This is a genomic window from Rhodococcus sp. BP-349 (assembly GCF_019835845.1).
Classification (GTDB): Bacteria; Actinomycetota; Actinomycetes; order Mycobacteriales; family Mycobacteriaceae; genus Rhodococcoides.
In genome coordinates, this window is sequence record NZ_JABUDR010000002.1 from 403,247 (window position 1) to 423,473 (window position 20,227).

General features: G+C 64.1%; 16 protein-coding genes. 11 read left to right on the forward strand and 5 right to left on the reverse strand.

The features are described from left to right. Nucleotides 1-57: 57 nt before the first annotated feature. Nucleotides 58-198: a lasso RiPP family leader peptide-containing protein gene (locus tag HQ325_RS12315; protein WP_222629899.1), complete on the reverse strand. Its 141-nt coding sequence runs from the start codon at nt 196-198 to the stop codon at nt 58-60. A 313-nt stretch (nt 199-511) separates the two neighbouring features. Here HQ325_RS12315 and HQ325_RS12320 point away from each other — a divergent pair, with 313 nt between their 5' ends. After that, the gene (locus HQ325_RS12320) at nt 512-2,281 is read left to right on the forward strand and encodes an ABC transporter ATP-binding protein (RefSeq protein WP_222629901.1); all 1,770 of its coding nucleotides are present in this window, start codon (nt 512-514) and stop codon (nt 2,279-2,281) included. A 3-nt stretch (nt 2,282-2,284) separates the two neighbouring features. Here HQ325_RS12320 and HQ325_RS12325 read toward each other — a convergent pair whose 3' ends face one another. From HQ325_RS12325 to HQ325_RS22800, 3 genes are all read right to left on the reverse strand, one after another. Further along, entirely contained in the window at nt 2,285-3,337 is a 1,053-nt protein-coding gene (locus HQ325_RS12325) for a nucleotidyltransferase family protein (protein WP_308117872.1), read from the reverse strand. Between the two features lie 99 nt (nt 3,338-3,436). Continuing rightward, nucleotides 3,437-4,828 carry a lipopolysaccharide biosynthesis protein gene (locus HQ325_RS12330; protein WP_222629905.1) on the reverse strand — a complete coding sequence of 464 codons (1,392 nt, stop codon included), beginning with the start codon at nt 4,826-4,828 and terminating at the stop codon, nt 3,437-3,439. A 435-nt stretch (nt 4,829-5,263) separates the two neighbouring features. Further along, nucleotides 5,264-7,297: a cellulase family glycosylhydrolase gene (locus tag HQ325_RS22800; RefSeq protein ID WP_222629907.1), complete on the reverse strand. Its 2,034-nt coding sequence runs from the start codon at nt 7,295-7,297 to the stop codon at nt 5,264-5,266. A gap of 304 nt (nt 7,298-7,601) precedes the next feature. Here HQ325_RS22800 and HQ325_RS22805 point away from each other — a divergent pair, with 304 nt between their 5' ends. The 3 genes from HQ325_RS22805 to HQ325_RS12350 are packed head-to-tail and all read left to right on the forward strand — an operon-like array spanning nt 7,602 to nt 11,892. Next, nucleotides 7,602-9,731, forward strand: coding sequence for a cellulase family glycosylhydrolase (locus tag HQ325_RS22805; RefSeq protein ID WP_222629910.1), 2,130 nt, complete (start codon nt 7,602-7,604; stop codon nt 9,729-9,731). A 20-nt stretch (nt 9,732-9,751) separates the two neighbouring features. Next, nucleotides 9,752-10,936: a glycosyltransferase family 4 protein gene (locus HQ325_RS12345; protein WP_222629913.1), complete on the forward strand. Its 1,185-nt coding sequence runs from the start codon at nt 9,752-9,754 to the stop codon at nt 10,934-10,936. Beyond that, the gene (locus tag HQ325_RS12350) at nt 10,927-11,892 is read left to right on the forward strand and encodes a glycosyltransferase family 2 protein (protein ID WP_222629916.1); all 966 of its coding nucleotides are present in this window, start codon (nt 10,927-10,929) and stop codon (nt 11,890-11,892) included. Before HQ325_RS12345 ends, HQ325_RS12350 begins: the two co-directional genes overlap by 10 nt. Nucleotides 11,893-11,927: 35 nt before the next feature. On the opposite strand, the gene HQ325_RS12355 is transcribed toward HQ325_RS12350, so the two are convergent. Continuing rightward, nucleotides 11,928-12,797 carry a glycosyltransferase family 2 protein gene (locus HQ325_RS12355; protein WP_222629919.1) on the reverse strand — a complete coding sequence of 290 codons (870 nt, stop codon included), beginning with the start codon at nt 12,795-12,797 and terminating at the stop codon, nt 11,928-11,930. Between the two features lie 256 nt (nt 12,798-13,053). On the opposite strand from HQ325_RS12355, the gene HQ325_RS12360 reads away from it, so the two are divergent. The 7 genes from HQ325_RS12360 (at nt 13,054) to HQ325_RS12390 (ending at nt 20,172) form a co-directional block, all read left to right on the forward strand. Next, entirely contained in the window at nt 13,054-13,857 is an 804-nt protein-coding gene (locus tag HQ325_RS12360) for a WecB/TagA/CpsF family glycosyltransferase (protein ID WP_222629922.1), read from the forward strand. Nucleotides 13,858-13,949: 92 nt separating this feature from the next. Then, on the forward strand, nt 13,950-14,813 hold the full coding sequence (locus HQ325_RS12365; protein ID WP_222629926.1) for a hypothetical protein: 864 nt from the start codon (nt 13,950-13,952) through the stop codon (nt 14,811-14,813). A 2-nt stretch (nt 14,814-14,815) separates the two neighbouring features. After that, on the forward strand, nt 14,816-16,180 hold the full coding sequence (locus tag HQ325_RS12370; protein ID WP_222629928.1) for an O-antigen ligase: 1,365 nt from the start codon (nt 14,816-14,818) through the stop codon (nt 16,178-16,180). Further along, complete coding sequence (locus tag HQ325_RS12375) at nt 16,177-17,325, forward strand: glycosyltransferase (RefSeq protein ID WP_222629930.1); 1,149 nt, start codon at nt 16,177-16,179, stop codon at nt 17,323-17,325. The genes HQ325_RS12370 and HQ325_RS12375 overlap by 4 nt, the downstream gene beginning before the upstream one ends. After that, entirely contained in the window at nt 17,322-18,452 is a 1,131-nt protein-coding gene (locus HQ325_RS22810; RefSeq protein WP_222629931.1) for a glycosyltransferase, read from the forward strand. Before HQ325_RS12375 ends, HQ325_RS22810 begins: the two co-directional genes overlap by 4 nt. A 38-nt stretch (nt 18,453-18,490) precedes the next feature. Then, nucleotides 18,491-19,720 (forward strand): glycosyltransferase family 39 protein, encoded by a 1,230-nt coding sequence (locus HQ325_RS12385; RefSeq protein ID WP_222629932.1) that lies wholly within the window; start codon nt 18,491-18,493, stop codon nt 19,718-19,720. Then, the gene (locus tag HQ325_RS12390; RefSeq protein ID WP_222629934.1) at nt 19,717-20,172 is read left to right on the forward strand and encodes a serine O-acetyltransferase; all 456 of its coding nucleotides are present in this window, start codon (nt 19,717-19,719) and stop codon (nt 20,170-20,172) included. Before HQ325_RS12385 ends, HQ325_RS12390 begins: the two co-directional genes overlap by 4 nt. The last annotated feature ends 55 nt before the right edge of the window (nt 20,173-20,227 follow it).

The window sequence follows — 20,227 nt, forward strand, 5'->3', positions numbered from 1 at the left end:
GAACAGACGACCGCGGATGACACGCCCGATCAGGCGTCTCATCCGCGGTCGGGTGAATCAGGAGAAGGTGAGCTCTCCGCCGAGCGGGATGTTGTTGAAGACAGCTCCGTCGGTCTTGCCGCCGGACTTTCCGGGAGCGAGAGTGAGCTCGGCGAGCGTGCCGAGGTCGGTGATCTGGGGTGCATTGTAGGAAGCCATGGGCTCCGCCTTTCGTACTGGGATCGCAGAGATTTCTGCGCTCTCGAAGATTAACAGCGGCCCGTCCTGAGGGAAGTTTCGTGTGTTAACGCTGCATTACGCGACATTAGCAATGCTTACGATCGCGACTGGTGGAGCCGTCTCCCAGCGTCGACGTGTTCGCTTCGGACCCGTTGTCGCCACATGGTGCGCCGCTGCATCGCGGTCGCGATAGCCTGACCCTCCGGCGGCGGACCGCTCACCGCCTCGCACGGAGGAAGCCGGGGAAGTGGCATGATCCCTCCAGGTCACGCGGCTACACGACAGGGGAACGATGCCAGCGCTACTCCGATCCGGGCCCGTGGCCGCAGCGCGATTCGCACTCGCTCTGGCCATGAGGGCAGACCGGGTGCGGACCGTCGCCACCGGAACTGCGCAGATCGCTGCGGCGGTGGCCGGGGTCGCGATCGTGCTCGCGGCAAAAGCGGTGTTGGAATTAGTGCAGAATAACGACAGTGCAACTGCATTATTGTGGCCTCTCCTCATTCTCACCGTCATAATGTCTTTGGTGTCGGGATCCGCGACAATTCGCGCCCAGCAGGAGCGCATTCTCGGCGAGAAGGTTCAGCAGGTCATCTGGTCGGATGTCCTGGGGGTCGTGTCGTCCGTCGATCTGATCAGTTACGAGGACACAGGCTTCATCTCGCGCTTCTCCGAGATCGAGCGTGAAGGGATGTCCCGGCCGCTGGCGATGACCCGATCGCTCTTCGGTTTCGTGGGTGGGATGATCGGAACGACGACGATGGTCGTCGTGCTACTCGTACTGGCACCGGCCATCGCGCCAGTCCTGTTGCTGGGAGCCGTACCGACGGTCTTGATCTCCAGGCGATCGAGCCGCGTGGAATTCGAGTTCGCGCGACGTAACAGCCGGCTGTACCTACTGGCATACAGCATCCGCCAGGTACTCACGCAACGTCAGTTCGCAGCGGAGGTTCGGTCCTTCGGTGCCGCAGAACACCTGACCACTCGACATGCACACGTCAACACCACCTTCATGTCCGCGTTGAGCGGGCACATCCGCACGAGAACCGTGTTGGCCACCGCCCAGGTTCTCGTGGCGACCGTGAGTCTCGCCGGGGCGTTGCTGATCATCGTGTACCTCCTCGAGAGCGGCACCTTGACCTTGGCCACTGCCGGTGCCGCGGTCATCGCAGCGAGACTCCTCGGTACCCAGCTCGCGTCGCTGTACAGCGCGATGAACGGGCTGAGTGAAGCGCAGCCCTTCGTGAACGAACTTCGCCACTTTCTTCGGTGGCCGACTCACCCCACGTCCGACGCCGGTTCCCTGACGCTCGCACACGGGGTCGACCTGACGGACGTTCACTTCTCCTATCCGCAGTCCGACCGGGCGGCGCTGTGCGGGGTGAGTATCCACATCGGCGCCGGCGAAGTGGTGGCGTTGGTGGGCGAGAACGGATCCGGAAAGTCCACGCTGGCCACGATCGTCAGCGGCCTGTATCGGCCCGATCGCGGTGAAGTCAGGTGGGACGGAGTCACGGTCGACCCCGATGTGGTGCGCGCGAACGTGGGCACCGTGTTCCAGGACTTCGGGCGATACAGCCTCGATGTCACCGACAACATAGCGCTGGCCGGCCTCGGCGAGCGTGACCCGTCCGCCGTTCGTGATGCCGCCGACGATGCTCACATCGCTGATGTGATCGACCGTCTACCGCACGGGTTCGACACAGTGTTGGGGCGGGACATCGACGAGGGCATGGACCTGTCCGGTGGCCAGTGGCAACGTTTGGCGTTGGCGCGCGCCCTCTTCAAGAAGGCCCCCCTGCTGGTTCTCGACGAGCCCAGCGCGGCCCTCGATCCGCGCGCCGAGAGTGAACTCTTCGAGGACGTGCGCACGATCCTCGACGGCCGTGCCGCGCTTCTCATTTCGCATCGATTCGCCAATGTGAGATTGGCGGACAGGATCTATGTCCTGCAGTCCGGTCTCGTCATCGAGAGCGGTACTCACCACGAATTGATGGCAGCGGGCGGTACTTACGCTGAGCTCTTCACCATGCAGTCCGCGGGGTACGACACGACCCTGTGACGGTCAGCCGTGAGACTCGACATACGCGAGCCATTCCTCTTTGTCCGCCGCTGTTCCGGCCGCGGTGTGCAGCGTGGATCGGTCGGTGACCGCCGACCGACGGTTCCGCGACAGGATCACGTGTGATGTGTTGCGACGCAGCTGGTTCAGGCTCGACGCAGAGGTGAGTCTGGTTGCGCTGAACACGGCGCGGCCGGTGTACTTGCCGTCCACGTAGGACTCGGGCGGTGCAAAGGGGGAGATGACCCTGCACAGATGTCGCCACGCCGTGTCGGCCTGCAGATCGTCGAGGGTCCCGCGCAGCGTGGGATCGATGAAATGGGCGACGCGCTCGACCATCACTGCGACGAGCAGCGCCACCCCGTACTCGTTCGCCCGATCGCTGAGCTCGGCTGGATCGAGCGCCTGAAAACTGAATGCTCGATGAATGTCGTAGAACCACTTGATCTTGTGACCGCCAGACAACACAGCGTGTGTCGCGAGAAAGATCGCAGTATCGACGGGGTCGAGGGTGGGCACCGTCATCCCTCCGATACGGATCGGAATTCTCCGCTCGATGGGCGAGGTGATGCGCAGTGGAATCTGCGCTCTCGCGACCTCCGACGCGAAGAAGTGCCAGTGCAGATCGACCACCGTGTTTCCGACGGCCAGGCTGATCTCGCCCTGGCGCTTGGTGGAGATCATGCGCCAGTTCTGGTCCACAAGACGTACACCGGCGTCGAGCAACGCTGCAAGAGCGACGGAGAAATCGGCCGGGTGGACGAGAATGTCCAGGTCGTTGTACAACCTGCTCTCAGGTCGCTCGTACAACATGGCCCCTACTGCGGGTCCTTTGAACAACAGCCATCGAACACCTGAGGCGTGGAGGACGTCGGAGACGACTCGCAGATCCCGCAGCCGCGTCAAGTGGTCGATCATCGCGCGGGTGCGGGCTTGGCGCAATGTGTCAGGAATACGAAAGTCATGTGCGTCGAGGTTCTCCGCGACGAGTGGGGCCAGGTCCGCGGAAACGATCGAGTCGAGGCCGGAAGGGTGTTGTGCCAACACCCTTCCCACGGGCGCGCCGAGGACAATGTCGCGTACTAGTCGAGTCAGCGTGTCGGATGCGAGGGCGTACGGATTCGACTCGTCGCGTCGGATTTTCAACAACTTGGCCTAACGTCGCCCGCGCAGCGCGCCCAGGAGTTCTCGGTCAAGCAGAAACACTATCCCCGAGTAGATTGCGGTGCAAACGCTGCCGACCGAGACGACAACAAGCAGGTTCGGCCAATGCCCGGTCATAGCGATAACGCCGAGCCCCGAGGTGGCTGAAACTGCTACCGCACAAGCTAACGTCCAATACGACCGCAATGCCGGAAGTACCCTGATCTGCGCCAATCGCATCGCTGGAACGGTCGTTACTCCAATGTTGATGTAGGCTCCCACCAATAGGCCCCAAGCAACACCTTCATAACCGAATTGCAAGCCAATAGTGATAGACAAAATCCTGATTACAACAGTGAGTAATCCGAGCTTGAACTGGAGGGCGGTGGCGTCGAGTGCCAGAAAAATCGGGGACGCATTGCTGGCGTATACGTACGCAGGCACGGCGCACATCAAGATCGCCAGGGTGTGGGACATCTCCGTCCATTGGCTGCCATAGAGCAACTCCACGAGAGGTCTCGCGGTCACCGACGTGACGACGGCAACGAGCGAGCCCAGCATCACCGCCAGTTTTGTCCCGGTGAGCCAACCGCGCTCGAATCGCAGCCGGTCATTCTGAAGAGTACTGAGGGCCGGGAACATGACAGTTCCCAGGACTCTCGTGAGATTTGCTACGGGTATTTGCATCAAGTTGAATGCTCGGGCGTATAGACCTAGCGACGATGCTCCGAGATATTTCCCAACCAACACATTGTCGAGGTTGTTCCCGATGTAATTGATGATGTTGAAGGCGAGTAGTCCGGCTGAGTAATGCCAAAGCGCGGTCAATGATGCGCGCGTCGGAAGTTGTCTCGGGCGCCAAGGGCACAGGACAGCCGCTACGATGCTGGACACGACCGTTGCGGTGATGGCGCCCAGGGGTATGGCCATGACGCCGACACCGAGCGCAACCATCACCACGCTCAACACAGTTGAGACGAAACCGTAGAGGAAGTCGAGGCCCATGACGGCCGCGAATTTCATCTGACGGGTGAGCAGACTTCTCTGAACGAGCGATACAGATAGCACGAGAGTCAGCGATGAGAGTTGCAGGACGGGTGTCAAATCATCAGAGCCGAAGAACCGGGATGCAAGTGGCGCCGTCGCGCTGACCACCAGCGTCAGAACCGCACCCACAATGAGGTTCAATAAGAAGGCCGCTGACAACGTTGCTTCATCGAGCTTGGGGCGTTGGACCAGCGCAGACCCGATCCCCATGTCGTTGAATATCCCGGCAAATGCCGTGACCACTGTTGCCAGGGCAACTAGTCCGAGCGCAGACGGGCCGAGGATTCGAGCAATGACTGCCGCGCCGATGAACTGAACGGCCAAGCTGACGAGGCGTATCGTGGTGGTCTGCTTCACACCGCGGCGGGCCAGGCTGCTGACATCATCAGGTGAGACGTCCCACTCAGTCAAGTGTTCAGGCAATTTCCCCCCATTTGCTATGCGCCTTCAAGAATGTATTTCGTCACATGGGAATGAGATCGTCGTATCAGTTCATATGGCGCACGAGACGGTTCGAAGCCAGTCCGTCCTACTTGCGCAACACTGCGTTCCAGTGTCGGATCCGCTCATTCATGTATGGACGTGACAAACATTCGGCATCTCCTACGTTCCACGAAGTCCGCTGATAATGACATGTTTTCGGTGACTCCGTTGAGCCCATGAGGTGAGCGACTCACTCGACTCGATCGACCGTATGCGGGCGTCGCTGAATGGGATGAAGTGCAAGCGCATTTCTACTACTCCATCCCTAGAGGCCCCGACGGTGCTGTCTTTCGAGCGGGCAGTCGACGCTCACATATGCGAGTAGTCCCATAAACCTGCGCCCGCGTGTGGACGTGGATTCGCATCGGCGCGCGTCCTTGCCGTCCACCAATACATCGATGGGAGCGCCACGTTCATGCCGCTCACTCGTGCACTGTGCCATGCGAGAACGCCGACTCGCTGCTCGACAAGTACACCAGTGGCGGTGCTCACACCTGCGACCGGGTGGACGCCCTGCTCGTAGAGAGCAACGCGAACGCACTGACTGTCGGCGTCGAACGCGTACGCCTCGACTCCGAGTTCACCGATGACGAGCGGCAAATTCTTCGCTCTGGTGCGCTGGACGTAATCCCGCAGGCGAGCCGCCAGCTGTGCGTCCGTGACGCGTCCCTGGCCGCCCCAGTCGACTGCCCACCGCGCGTAGAGGTGGACGGAGAACACGAGTGGCCCATAGCCGGACGCAGGGCCGAAGGTCGAGTCGAGTCCCTGTCCGTAGCCGAGGACGAAGCTCTCCTGGTCGAGAACGGTGCCCGTGCCGATGCGGGACGACGTCGGGATGTCGTTGGCGAACGCTGCGGCATCGAGAACGATGGTGGCGTCGGGCGCCACAGCCCGGACACGAGCGAGCATTCTCCGGTACTGAGCGTCCAGGCCGGCGAGGTCGGGCCCGGGCTCGTTGTACAGGTTGAACCACACGTACGGATTCGCGCGATATCGTTTCGCCGCTTCGACCCACCAGTCGGTTGCCGCCTTCTCGCTCGAGCGGCCCGTGGGGTCGCCGGAAGAACCTGCTCCGGTGGGAAGATGGGAACCGGCCCCGGTCCCACCGAACGACGAGTGCTGCGCGAGGATCACCACGATCTTTCGGGCCGTGTACTCCTCGACGATGGCGTCGAGCTTGTTGTTGTTCAGATACACGTAGCCCGAGCCGACGGAGTAGTCGCGGACGTTGATGTTCAGACGGACACACGTCCACTGCCACGACGTCGCAGCATCGGCAGCGTGGCCGGCGGTGTCGTCGAGCCAGATGAAGCACGGCCCATTGACATTGGCGCCGATCGGCACGAACGTGGTGCCGTCGGGGTCGATCAGCGTGCCCGCCGTCGTACCGAACCTCGGCCTCTGCAGCGCCGGGGTCATCGCCACACCCGCTGTGGACGGGGTCATGGTCTTCGCGGGCGTGCGGGCCGACTCGTTTCCGTCGGCGTCGTAGGCCGACACCGTGATCTTGTAGGCGACGCCGTTTCGCAGCCCGCCGACCACAGCGGATGTAGAACCCTCCACTGCCGTTCGGAAGCGCCCGTCCACGAAGATCTTGTACCCGAGTACTCCCGACCCGTTGTCCGTCGACGCCCGCCAGGTCGCCGACACCATCGTGTTTCCGCGGGTCAGAACCAGAGAGCTCGGGGTGGTGGGGGGTGTCGTGTCCGTACTGATCACCCGCGCGTACGGCACGACGCGAATGCTGTTTCGCGCCCTGGCAATCCGCGCGCCTGTGGAGTTCCTGCTCTCCAACGAGAGTTCGGTCGTGGCCCCGACCGTGAGGCCGGTGACGAAGCAGTTCGTCTGGTCACCGGCCACGGTCTTCAGTGTCTCGCCGGAACGACCGACCACGGCATAGGTGTCCGGTGACTTGTTCCTGCCTGGACCCGCGTGCGCCCACCGAAGATGTACCGCACCGAACGAGGGCACCGCTACGAGAAACGGAGGCGTCAGCCCCGTGTCGTCGTCGACGACGGCCCGACGCACGATCGTGGCCGACCGTTCCGATTCCTTGGTGTCGGCGCTCAACGTCGCCACCGAGACGGCATGGTCGATGGTCGTGTCCAAGCCCGTGATCGTCGCACTCACGCCCCAGGACGTGGCTGCCAGAACTCCGTCGAGATAGACGTTGCAGCGCATCGATCCGCGGGGGATCGAACCCGGAGACCACGACACCTGCAGGCTGCCGGCCGTTCTGCACGACACCGTGACCTGAGTGGGAGGGAGGATGCCGTTCAGATCCGACAGGAGAGGCAGCGGTGCAGTGGTCGTCTGAGCTGATGCCTCAGGCGAACGCACCACGGATGCGATGGCTGTGACGATGCCGGCTGTCGACGTCGCTGCAAGAAAAAGACGTCTGGTGAAAGAATGTGATTCGTCACCATCAGATGAATGTCGACGACTCGAAAATGAATGCATGCTGTGAAGTGTGACAGGGAATGTGTGTCGTCATGGGAACCGAATGCCGCCGAGTCGCCTGTAGCGCCGCCGTGTGGTTTGCTTCGCTCGGCACTTCGATGTTCGTGGCGCCGAATGTGATCGATACCTACGGAATGCCCGATTGCGGCCGTGTCCGCGGCGCGGAGACCCGAGAGCGAGGCGGTCGGTGGCACACGAGAGTCGGCAGTGCACACGTGCTCTCACGCGCCGGACAGTTCTGAAGGCCGGAACTCTCTCCACGCTCGCACTCGCGGTATCCGGTTGCGCGGACGAGGCGAGTTCGGAGGACGATGACGATGCGTCCGCGGGCGCCCGTTCCGAGTCGGTGGCCGATCTGTTCGATCCGCTCAGGCGCCCGACACAACTGACGACTCGCGTCGAGACGACCGGCGAGGTCTTCCTCTCCTGGGCGGCGGGATCCGTGGCGGCCGGTGAACTCGCCTACATCGTTCGCGTCGACGGTGTCGACGTCGCTACGGTCTCGGGAATCTCGACCACGGTGTCCGTGGACGACCCGGGTGACGATCATCGGTTCGATGTCCGGACCGTCGATTCGAACGGTGTGTCGTCGGAACCCACCGCGACGGTTCTCAGGACTGCCGAGGCGACGACGTCCGGTGTCGCTCTCGTGCTCGTGGCCGAACCTGCTGTTCGTGCGGTCCAGTTCCGGTGGACGAGGGATGACGGGAGTGGTGCCGACCTTCCTGCCGAGTACCGCCTGTTCAGGCGCGGTGACACCCGCCCGCTCGCAGTCTTCGCGGCTGATCCGAGCAGGGGTGCCGCCCCCGCCACCGACTATCTGCTCACTGCCGCTACGCCCTATGTGGAGGCCGAGTACGTGCTGCGCGCATACGACGGCAACCGAGTCGACATCGGCGAAGCGCGAAACCGCGTCCTCGTGACGCCGCGCGACCGCACGTGGCCGGTTGTCCCGACACGGGTCAGCCCTCCGGAACAGGTCGCGGTCGACGCGAACTCGACCGTGTCCTGGTCCATCGACGAGCCGGACGTCATCGGCGTCAACGTCTCGGTCGACGGGACATTCGTGACGGCGGTACGGGGGCCGATCACATCAGTCGACGTGGTGGGCGGCGATGTCGACTCGACGGTGCAGATCGCGGCCGTCCACGTCAGCGGTGCGATCTCTGCGGCCACCGCTCCGATGACACTGCCGCGGACAGGGGCCGCGCAGTCCGACAGCGTCGATCGTCCTGGATTCACCACGGACGGAGCCGTCATTCTCGGCCCCACCGGTTCACCGTTCGTACCCATCGGTGCCAATGTCTCCGGAATGGACTTCTTCTGGAACGAGAAAGTTCTCGGCCGAGCGGAGTCGGCTGCCGATGAGTGGCGGTGGAACTGCGTTCGCGTGGGATGCGGGATGTCCGACTGGGGCGCCGTGTCCGGCGGCTATCTCTATTTCCGAAACAACGACCTCCGACGCCTCGTCGACGAATACACCGGCAGGGGAATCGTGGTCGTGCTCACTCAGTTCTCCAGCGGGCCCGATGACGCGAACGGGCGATCAGGAGCACTCGACTCTCCGGGCGGTGCACCGGACGGATCCGGTAGATCGATCGAGGCTGCGCTGACGGATTGGTGGGTCCACGTGGCCACGATGTTCGCGGACAACCCACTCGTCTGGATCAACCCACTCAACGAACCGGAGGGCGATCTCGACGCCCTGGACCGGATGTACAGACGGATGATGTCGCGCCTGCGCGCTGTCGCGCCGAGGACCCCGATAGTGCTCGATGCGGCGTACTTCGCCAACGACATCCCGAACGACGCCACCATCGGAACCGGATCGATCGATCCAGAGCAATCCTTCGTGCTCTCGCGCGGACCCTCACTCGTGGCAGATTTCGGCGAAGAGCGCGGATTCGGCCCGATCGTGTTCTCGGTGCACGTGTACAGCCGGTGGCCGGTGAACTACGGCGACCGTGGACGGGTCACGGACCGGCAACTCGCTGATCGCATGCGGGCGTTCGCCCGTGATGCCGCGGTACGCGGTGTTCCGTTTCTGGTGGGTGAGACGGGAGTCGAGGACTGGGCGCAGGAATACGACTCGGCCAGTGTTCGAGTCGGGCTGTACGAGCAGGGCACCACCCGCGGTCGGCCCACCGGAGTGTGGCAGGAACTCGGGATCGGCGTACTCGCCTGGCACACATCGCCCTCGAGCGGCATGCCGCTTGCTGCAGACGGTGAGGACTGGGCGTCCGTGAAGGACGGTGCCGACGCCAGCCCACCGCCCGACGCCGGCGTCGGCCTCTGGAACTATTCGCACTCGTCGTGACAGAACAGGACGGCACACCCATGAGAATCGGTATCGCGTTCGCAGGGAATCCGGAGGATCCGACGGCACGCTCCGGCACACCGTTCGGAGTCCTCACCGGAGTGCGTCGTCTAGGGGTCGACGCCGTCGGACTGCAGGCGACTCCGCCCCGTTCGGTGGATCGCGGTGTCGCGGTGGCGGATGCGTTGGCTCATGTGATGTCCGACCCGAAGCGGTGGTCGCCGACCGCAGCGAAACTTGCCTACAGCAGTGCGCACCTCGCGCGTGCCACATCCGTCGTTCGATCATCGGTGCTCGCTCGCAGGCGCTCGGCACGGGGAGTGGACGGGGTCATCGCGCTCGGAACCGGATACGAGATCCCACGAGGACTTCCCTACGTCGTGTACGACGACATGACCGTCCGGCAAGCCATCGACATGGAATACCCTGTCTGGACGGCCATGAGGGAGTCCGACCGCAGGTTCCGACTCCGGCAGCAGGCGCGGAGATATTCCGAGGCAGTGGCGTGCTGCATGACGACCAGTTGGGCTGCCGAGTCCGTGATCTCCGACTACGGTGTGCCGCCGGAGCGCGTGGTCGTGGTCGGCGCTGGAACCCATGAGACGGTCCGAGATGTCGTACGGAACTGGAATTCCCCGCGTTTCCTCTTCGTCGGTCTCGACTGGAACCGGAAGAACGGGGCCCGGGTTCTCGAGGCCTTCGCGCAGATTCGCCTGCTGGTACCGGATGCCACGCTCGATCTCGTGGGCGGGCATCCCCCCGTGGACCGCGACGGGGTGACCTGTCACGGGCGTCTCTACCGCGACGATCCGGCGCACCGGTCCGTCCTGACACGGCTCTACGATGCGGCGACCTGCTTCGTCATGCCCTCGGTACACGAACCCGGCGGGGTGGTGTTCGTCGAGGCTGCCGCGGTGGGAGTCGGGTCGATCGCCGGCAACAGGGGTGGCTCCGCAGATTTCGTCGGCGATGCGGGAAGAGTGGTCGATCCGTTCGACGAACGACAGATCTTCGACGCGATGCGGGAGATGTGCGATCCGGTCACAGCGCAGGAATGCGGAGCGCGCGCCTCGCGCCGGTCGCGTATGTTCACGTGGAATCAAGTGGCCGGAAGGCTGATCGCGGCACTGGATCCCTCGATTGCGGTGACCGAGACCATAGAGCCGCTCTCCTCGACGATGCGACGGGAATCCCCATGGCGCTGAACGGAACCGAGCCGGTACGACCGGTGGACGACACCGAGACCACGACTGTGGACGTGAGTATGGTCATGGTGACCTACAACGCCGAGGACTGGACTCGAAAGGCGTTGGGAGCACTGGAGGACGGTGTTCAGCGGCACTCCTACGAGCTCATCGTCATCGACAATGCCTCGACGGTGCTCGACAAGGACGATCTACGACTGTGGGCCGGGCCGGCCGCACGAATATCGTTCCTGGAGCAGAACATCGGGTTCGGGCGTGCGTGCAATCTGGCAGTGTCGCAGGCGAGAGGACGCACCGTTCTCCTCGTCAATCCGGATGCCGTCGTCGATCCCGGCGCGGTGGACGAGCTCCTGGACTTCCTCGACGAGGACCCGCGACGCGGGATAGTCGGTGGCCGCATCACGGATCCGAACGGTGATCTCGACTACGGGTCATGCTTCGGGCACCAAACTACTTGGAGTCTCCTGTGTTTCGCCACGGGAATGTCGACAGCGTTCTCGCGCAGCGCGTTGCTCAATCCGGAAGGACTCGGCTCGTGGGAGCGAGACAGCGTGCGAGAGGTCGGGATCGTCACCGGGTGCCTCCTGCTCGCCGACCGCGGACTCTGGGAACGGCTCGGCGGCTTCGATCCCGCGTTCTTCATGTACGGAGAAGATGCCGACCTGTGTCAACGGGCGTGGGACGCGGGCTTCACGCCGTCGGTCACTCCCGCGGCCCATGCTGTGCACGCACTGGGGGCGTCGTCGTCGTCTCGCGTCGCGAAACAGATACTGCTGTTCCGAGGCAAGGTGACTCTGATTCGCAAGTCACCCAGTGCTGCGGTTCGGTCACTGCAGTCGTTGCTGCTGACGGCCGGCGTCGGTCTCCGAGGCCTCGGCGAGTTCGTCACTCGACGCCGCGCTGCGGGATGGCTCGAATTGTGGCAGCGCCGGCGCGAGTGGGCTCAGGGGTGGTAGGCGATCCGAGCGAATTCCGAGTGTGAATGTGCCGCTCAGACCGTCTCTCGCGATGTGGTGTCCATCGACCACAGTGACTGAGTGCCTCTGACAGTCCGGTACTTCGCCAGTGCTTTGGCCGCCACCGTGATCGCGACGTAGATCCCGATGTCGACGGTGGACACCCCTTCGCTCCTGGCGACGGCGAGCAGCGCGGACACGGTGCTGCTTCGCCCTGCTCCACCGATGAAGGTCTCGACCTCGCGGTTGCCCAGCTCGGTACGCGCACGACGGCGGACCAGGGCGATGACGGTGGTCGGCGCGGTCGAGACGAATTCGCCCGTGGACGTGATGCGCTCGTCGGTCCCGAACAGACCGCGAACGTACGCATCGTCGTTCACGACGTCGGGGAACGAGCCGATCCGACGTCCACCGCGTGCATTGACCGCGTACACGCCGGAGCCGATGACACCGTCCGCGACGTACGGCATCCGCACCCAGACCGCGTGGTAGGCACGTACCGCCCACGACGATCTCGAGGCGTCCACGCGCAAGACGGGCGCAGCCACGGCGGGACCCGGAGCGTCGAGAAGCGCTGCGACGAGTGCCCTCGCATCTCGGGTCGTCAACACGACATCGGCATCGAGATAGATGCGGGGATATGTCGACGCCGCCGCGTCACCGATGCGAAGTGCCGCGATCTTCGACGCGACCTCGGTGTCGTGGACCGACGCGGCAGGAGTGTCGCCGAGTGCTCTGCGTGTTCGTTCCACCGTGTCGTCCGACGATCCGTTCGACACGACGTGAATCTCGAATTCGCCCGGCTCCGCCTCGTGCAGGAGTGTCGTGACGCACCGTGAAATGACCGCTCCCTCGTTGTGCGCAGGAATGATCACCGAACACAGTGAGTCGATTGTGGCAACCATGGTGATGTGACCTCATATTCATGTGAAGGTGACAAAGCGGTTATCCATAATTCCTGTGATAAATCACAGGAGCATAGATATTCGGCGGTCCGCGCAACCGTACCTGATGGACGAATTGCGTCGTCTCTGTACGGTCGGCCACTGCGACGAAGTGATGGTTTAATGATCCGGAATGCTGCGGGTTGTCGAGTAGAGCTGGGCCGCGGCGGAAGTCCTGATGTGCGTGATCAGATCTGTGAACAGGGAGATAGGCACGTTGACGGAAAACACTCGGACCGTCTTCTCTGTCGATGCACGCGGAACAGCATTCATCGACGACACCATGATGTTGTTCACCGATTCGTCCGAACGCCTCGTCGCCACGTTCGCCGACATGCTCGACTCGGGCAGACCTCGACTGGTCGTGACCCCCAATGTCGACCAGGTGCTTCGGATAGGACGCGATTCGCATGCGCGGCACGTCTTCGAGTCGGCGCACCTGAGAGTGGTCGACGGTATGCCGCTGGTCGCGTTGCTCAGGATGCTGGGTTGCCCTACGCCACAGAGGAATACCGGAGCTGATCTGCTGCCACTGCTTGCCGGGATGTCGGCGGCGCGGGGGTGGGTGATCGCGATCGTGGGTGGAGGCGAAGGCGTGGCCGGGCGTGCCGCCGAAGCGCTCTCGCAGGGCAATCCGGGGGCGTCCGTCACGGCGGTGGACATGCCGATGCTGACGTCACCCGACGACCCCGCGGGGCGCGCCGCCGTCGACGCGTTGTGCGCGATCTCGCCGGATTTCGTCTTCCTGTGCATGGGTTTCCCCAAGCAGGAATCCTGGTTTCTGCATTGGCAGGAATTGTTGCCCGGTGGCATCTATCTGGGAACCGGCGCGGCGGTCGACTTCGCGGCCGGAACTGTCCAGCGGGCCCCACGCATCCTTCAACGCGTCGGATTGGAATGGGCATTTCGACTCGCGCAGGAACCGCGTCGACTTGCCAGACGCTATCTCGTCGAGGGGCCCGGGTTCATGGGGGTCGTCGTGGCCTCGATGCATCGACGTCGACGAACTCGCTCACGCTGAGAACCGTCGAGTGATGCAGTATCGTCTGGCGTGGTTCGACAATTGCTGGGCCCTTCGGCCCCCGAAGTCCGTTCGCGAAGGGTGCACTGATCGTGGATTTGTTCGATGTTGTTCGCATCACGGCCAAACGCTGGATCATATTTCTGCCGCTGGCCTTGATCACGGCCTACTTCGCGTATCAGACATATTCGGATGTGAAGCCGTCGTACTTCACCAGTGTCTCCGTCGGGCTCACCAGTCCCAGTTTCAAGGACGCGCCGGTTCAGTCGGGGCCGGACCAGCCGATCATCCAGGTGTCGAACGGTCTGGCCGAGTCGGGCGGCGTGTCGCTGCTCGCCAATCTCCTCGCGCTCGGTCTCGGTGATGCCAATGTTCGCCAGCAGGTCGTGGCAGCCGGCGGATCGGGTTCCTACACGGCGGAGGTGTTCAACCTCCCCAATGCCGGACAGCTCCCCATCGTCGTCGTGAGTGCGCAAGGGGGGAGTCCTGACCGCGTGGCTCGCACGGTCGAGGCTGCGGCGGGACAGGCCGACGCGGTCTTGCGCGGTCTGCAGGGGCAGGCGGGCGTGCCGGACAGCCGCCTGGTGACCGCGTTCCCGTTGTCCGCGGTTCCCCCACCGTCCGGGGGTCTCCCCGGTCGGACCCGACAGACTGCCGGCATCGCTGTCGCCGGAGTGGTCGGCGCCGTGATCGCGTCGGTCCTCTTCGACACGGTCTGGACCAGGTTCAGGCGATCGAGGCGACCCGCCGGGGACGTCGTGACCGCGGCCGACGACACCGTGCCCGTCAGGGACGACGGCGTCGCTGTCGCGCGAGTCGGAGACGACACAGGTGGGCCCGCCATGGACGACACGTCGCGCCGACTGCGGCGGTCACCGGCCGCTGCGGACACGTTCCGCGATGTACGGATCCCACGCCGGGAACCACTGAGCGGCCGGGACCGCGGGCAACGGTGACCGTGACGAGTACGCGTTCTCGACACGTCGCCGTGGAGAACGCGAACAGCGGCACGCCCTGGCTTCCCGGCCTCTTCGTAGTGTTGCTCCTCGTTCTGCCGACCGTCGTCGTGCTGCCGGGACCGTTGGTGTCCAATGGATCACCCGCGAAGATGCTGGCCTATGCCATGGCGGCGTTGGTGTTCCTGACCTTCTTCCGCGGGCGAGTCGTCATGACGTCGGCGGGATACCTGCACACCGGTATCGCATTCCTGGCGGTCTACGCATTCTGCAAGATCGTCACGCTGGCACGGACCTACCAAGATCCCCTCGGACCGGTCGCGCAGGCCACGGTCACGCGCACCGTGCTCACGACAGTCGCGGGCGTGGGTGTCGCCGCGTACCTGATGACTCGAATGAACGACACCCGTGCCCGGAACTTCGTTCTCGGCATGCTCCTGGTGGGAGCGACCTACGCCGCGATCATCGGCATCCTGCAGGGCATCTCCGATGCGGACTACAAGTACCTGTTGCAACCGCCCGGTTTCGTTCTCAAAGTGGAGAAGGGGTTGGCCACGCGCGACGGCTTCACCCGCGTCGTGGGAACGTCGGATCATCCCATCGAGTTCTCGGTCATCGTCGCCGCGACGATTCCCATCGCGGCGCATTTCCTGAGACTCGGCAGCACCCGCAACGTCCGGATCTACTCCGGCATCGCCTTCGCCGCTCTCCTTCTCGCAGTACCCGCGAGTGTGTCCCGTACCGCCATCGTCGCCGTCATCGCATCCGCCGTCGTGTACATCTTCGCGTTGACCGTGCGCGAGATACTCACGCTCATCACGCTGCTCGGCACGATCGTCCTGGTCTACTACCTGATCGCACCGGAGTTGTTCGGTGCGATCGTCAAGTTGTTCGTCGGTGCGTCCGAGGACGACAGCATCACGTCCCGCACCGACGACTACGCGTACGTGAGTGTGCTGTTCCGTCAGAACCCCGTTCTGGGTTCCGGATTCGCGAGCATCGACCCGACGCAGACCAGATATCTCGACAACACCTGGCTCGGTACCCTCATCTCGGGCGGACTCGTCGGGGTCGCGGGTCTCGCGGTGCTCGTCGTCGGGGGTGTCATCGCGGCAACCATGGCCTTGCGGAACGTGCGGACCACCGCGGAACGTGATCTGGTGTTCGCGTTGTCCGGTTCGTATGCGGCTCTCGTCGTGTCCACGACCGTCTTCGACATGTTCGCCTTCCAGCAGGCGATGTTCATGCTGTTCGTGGTCTTCGGAGTGCTGTGGTCTCTTGCGTACCGTGGGCGATCGGCAGGCGATGGCGAACGATCGCACCGCGAACTCCGTCGTGCGCGTCGGAACGTGGAGTCCGCACCATGACGTCAGCGGACGGCGTCGTGGTGGCCATGGTCTCCGACACATGGGCGGACGCCGTCAGGCGCGGTTTCTACTCGACCGCAGACCAGATGATCATGTCGTTGATGGAGGACGAACGCGTGCCGCGCGTGCTGGTGGCCGATCATCCGCGAGGAGTGCTCTCCCGAGCGAAGAGTCTGCTTCGGCGGGACGTGTCCGCTCCGCACACACCGTTCCTGCGCGGTGTCCGCCCGTGGGTCGTGTCGACGAGGACACCCACGACCCGGTCGGCGATCGAGCGGCGCTACCGAGCATACGACCGGCAGTTGGCGATCTCGTCTCGACGGAACGGCATGGCCGCTCCGTCGCTCGTGACCTTCAACCTCTATCACGCAGCCTATGGATCTCACGACTGGGCTTCGAGGGTGTGTTTCTACGCCCAGGACGACGAGTCGGCGATACCACGCAAGGCGGACGAAGCGCCGTTGCTGTCCGACGCCTATCGCCGGGTCGCCGAGCGGGGGATCGAGGTGGTGGCCGTGTCGTCCGTCCTGTTGCGCCGGATAGATCCCACTGGTCCGGGTCATGTCGTGCCGAACGGAGTCGTTCCCGAGTTGTGGTCGAATCCTTCTGCAGCAGTGCGTGATCGCAGTGAATCGCGCACGACTGTCGCCTACGCGGGGAGTATCGACTCGCGCCTGGACGTGACGGCGATCGCCCAGTTGGCCGCGGCCGGTCATGCGGTGCAGCTCGCGGGTCACATCGCGGACGCGGCCGTGGGGCGTGAGCTCGAAGGGCTCGACGGTGTGACCCTCCTGGGGGCTGTGCCGAGGGCGTCGGTGGCATCGTTCCTGGCGTCCGCCGACGTCTGCCTCATGGCGCATCGACGGACGCCACTCACCGAAGCGATGTCGCCGCTGAAGGTCTACGAGTACCTGTGCACGGGTAGACCCGTCGTCGCGACGTCCCTCGGCTCCTACGCGGAGGAACCGGACGTGCGACGGAACGTGACGCTGGTGGACGCGGGCGGGGACTATGTGCGCGCGGTCGAGGACGCACTTCGACGGGGACCGCTCGACGAGTCGGTCAGAGCGCTGTTGGCCGAGTCCCTGTCGTGGCGGCGTCGCCATGAGCCGGTGATCTCGAGATTGTCGGGGTCGTCCCCGTGACGGCTCCTCGACCGATCGTGGTCTTCGCATCCATGTATTACGACGGGCACCAACTGTACGACCAGCGACTTGCGCGAGCGCTCGCCACGCAGTCACAGGTGCTGTACGTCGAACCCCCGACCTCCGTCCTGCGCCGGGCGCGGCATTCGAGTCGTAATCCGGGATTGCGGCGTTCGTCGACCTCGGACGAGATGCGGGTGTTGACACCGGCCACGATTCCCTTCGGAGGACGCGCCGGAGTGCAGCACCTGACGGCCGTTCTTCTCGTTCTGCAGGTGTGGCTCGCGGCGATGCTGGTGCTGCGGACGGCTCGGTTCGACGTGATCTACATCGCGATCAAGCCGTTGGCCAAGGTGTTCTTCCCGTCACGCCGTTCTGTGTCCCTGGTGAAGGACGACTACGCGGCGGGATCGGCTCTGACCGGCCTCTCCGCCTCTGCAGTCCTCCGGAACTTTCGTCGATCGATGCGCCGCGCTCGACACGTCGTGGTCGTGTCGCCGACTCTGCGTACGACCATGTTCGCGCGAGGGCTGAGGGCGACGGTCGTGCCCGCAGGATGTGATGTCCCGGCCACGGTGCACGCGGAGCCGACCGACCTGGCGGATGTGCAGAGGCCGCGCCTCGTCTTCGTCGGCATGGTCTCCGATCGGATCGACCTCGATCTTCTCGAGGCCGCCACCGCTGCGGGTTTCTCGCTGGTCATGGTCGGTGAGACGCAACCCACGTTCAGCAAGGGTGAGCAGTACGATCGCCTGCGATCGTCGCCGCGCACTCACGTTCTGTCACCACGGTCGGGCAGCGATCTGGACGCGGTCATCCAGCACTGCGACGTCGGCCTCATTCCCTACGAGCTCAGCGAGTTCAATCGATCGAGCTTCCCGCTGAAAGCCTTCGAGTACCTGGCCTGCGGTGTACCGGTGGTCTCCACCGCGCTGCCCTCGATGGTGTGGCTCGATTTCCGTCACCTCCACGTCGCATCGACCGTCGATCAATTTCTGTCCCACATCGACAGGGCGGTGACCGAGTCCACGACCGAGGTGATCGCCGAGGAGTGCCGAACTTTCGCTGGGAAGAACACGTGGTCGCAACGTGCGGAGGTCTTTCGCCGTCTACTCGAGGAGTCCTGATGGGACGTCATCGTGATGATTCGAGCACGTCGGTGCGTGTGCCACGGGCAGTGACGGCGGCGTTCCTGCTCGTGGCGGTCGCCTTGGTCGCCTATGCGCTCCACATGAGCCGCCAGCCCTTGCGGTACGTGGACGAACAGCAGTACCTCGACATCGCACGATCCCTGGCCGACGGCAGCGGGTTCTCCATCGACGGTCGGCCCAGCGCGTACCGCCCACCGGCGTGGCCCCTCCTGCTGTCGATCTTCGTCGCCGTGGGTGTCGACGGCACCGTGCTGATCCTCGTGTCCGCGGTGGCCATGATCGCCGGGGCGGCTGTCGCCGGGTTCCTCTGCGCGCGCCTCGCGGGAAGTCCTCACGGGTACTGGGCGTCGGTCGCGATCCTGCTGTATCCGCTCGACTTCTACACGGCTGCAACGCTGTACCCCCAGGCTCTCGCTACGCTGCTGATCCTCGTGCTGTGGGTCGTCGTCAGTGCTGCTGGGGACCGCGGAGTCCGAGCGCTGTCGTGGCGAGTCGCGGCAGTCGTCGGACTCGTCATGGCGGCACTGGCGCTCTCGGTACCCACCATGGTCTTCACCGCCGGCCTCGTCGGAGTCTGGTTGGTGATCCAGCAGCGCGGCAACAGGGTGCGATTCACCGCGATCACACTGCTGTTCTTCGTGATCCCGGTAGCGCTCTGGGCCGCCCGCAACGACGACGTTCTGGGAGCGCCGGTTCTCTTCAGCACCACGTCCGGGGAGAACCTCGTCATCGGCAACAACTCCAGTGCCACTGGTAGTTCGGGAGTCGACATCGTCTATCCGCCCGAAGCGATCCCGCCCGACGATCTCACCGAGGTGGAACGGGACTCCTATTTCCGGGACGCCGCGACGGACTGGATCCTCGCGCATCCGAGTGAGGCGTTCGGACTCTATCTCGACAAGGTCGTGAACTACTTCGCACCGTACAACGAGCCGACCACCGCAGCGCGCGGCAGCGATGCGCAGAAGTGGGTCGCCACCATCGCTTTCGGCGCGATCGTGATCGGAACGGTGACGCGGATCGCCCTTCGTCGTCGAGTGCCTCTCGCACCGAGCGAATGGGTCTTCCTCGGTATCTTCGTCGCCAACGCGCCGTTCATGGCGCTCTTCTTCACCAGGACCAGGTTCCGTCAGCCGCTGGACAGCATCCTGATCATCGAGGCCGTCGTCGCGTTGGTGGCACTCGGGTCCCTGGCGTGGTCGGCGCGGGACAGATCGACGGCCGACGAGAGAGTGACGGCATGAGTCCTGATCGATTGTGGCTGTTGTCCTGCCGACTGCACGAGCGTGGCCACACCCGTGCGGCGCGGGTGGTCAAGACGATCATCTTCCTGCTCTTCCACGCCGTGCTTCCCTACGAAGCGCGGCTGGGCCGAGACGTCCAGTTCTGGCATCGGGGACTCGGTGTAGTGGTACATCCCAATTCCTCCATCGGTGACGGGGCGCGGATCTCGCAGAACGTGACACTGGCGTCGGGAGACTGGGAGATCGCCGACGAGCCGACCGTCGTGATCGGTCGAGGGGTGATGATCGGCGCCGGCGCCTTCATCTCGTCCAGGAAGGGCCGGGTTCTCCGTATCGGCGACGGCGCACGCATCGGTGCCAACGCGGTGGTGACCGACGACGTGGCTGCCTGGACGACCGTCGCGGGTCCCAAGGCCACTGTGATCTCCTCTCGGCCAGCCGAGTTCGACTAGGGACATGTCGGAAGCGACCGGGCAGGAGGGCGTCGATCGACTTAGGATGTGCTGA